Origin of the sequence: Acinetobacter sp. 1294243 (assembly GCF_000588015.1) — a bacterium.
Taxonomy (GTDB): domain Bacteria; phylum Pseudomonadota; class Gammaproteobacteria; order Pseudomonadales; family Moraxellaceae; genus Acinetobacter; species Acinetobacter pittii.
In genome coordinates this window covers 1-607 of sequence record NZ_JFXG01000062.1, presented here as the reverse complement: position 1 = coordinate 607, position 607 = coordinate 1, and the positions used below count along the sequence as shown (strand labels likewise).

The window sequence follows — 607 nt, the reverse complement described above, 5'->3', positions numbered from 1 at the left end:
TCAGAGTCTGAGTCGCTGTCGCTGTCAGAGTCAGAGTCGCTATCAGAATCAGAGTCGCTGTCAGAGTCAGAATCGCTGTCGGAATCAGAATCGCTGTCGGAATCAGAGTCTGAGTCGCTGTCAGAGTCAGAATCGCTGTCGCTATCAGAATCAGAGTCGCTGTCAGAGTCAGAATCGCCGTCGCTATCAGAGTCTGAGTCACTGTCAGAATCGCTGTCAGAGTCAGAATCGCTGTCGCTGTCAGAGTCAGAATCGCTGTCGCTATCAGAGTCTGAGTCACTGTCAGAATCGCTGTCAGAATCAGAGTCGCTGTCAGAGTCTGAGTCGCTGTCGCTATCAGAGTCAGAATCCGAGTCACTGTCAGAGTCTGAGTCACTGTCAGAATCGCTGTCAGAGTCAGAATCGCTATCAGAATCAGAGTCGCTGTCAGAATCAGAATCGCTGTCAGAGTCAGAATCGCTGTCAGAGTCTGAGTCGCTGTCGGAATCAGAGTCACTGTCACTGTCAGAATCGCTGTCAGAGTCAGAGTCGCTATCAGAATCAGAGTCGCTGTCAGAGTCAGAATCGCTGTCGCTATCAGAGTCTGAGTCGCTGTCAGAGTCAGAAT

The 607-nt window shown here is 50.7% G+C and carries 1 protein-coding gene; it reads right to left on the bottom strand.

Translation table 11 applies throughout. The features are described 5' to 3' along the window. Window positions 1-607 (bottom strand): hypothetical protein (locus J655_RS25275; protein ID WP_212752021.1); only part of this gene is annotated, 607 nt, incomplete at both ends.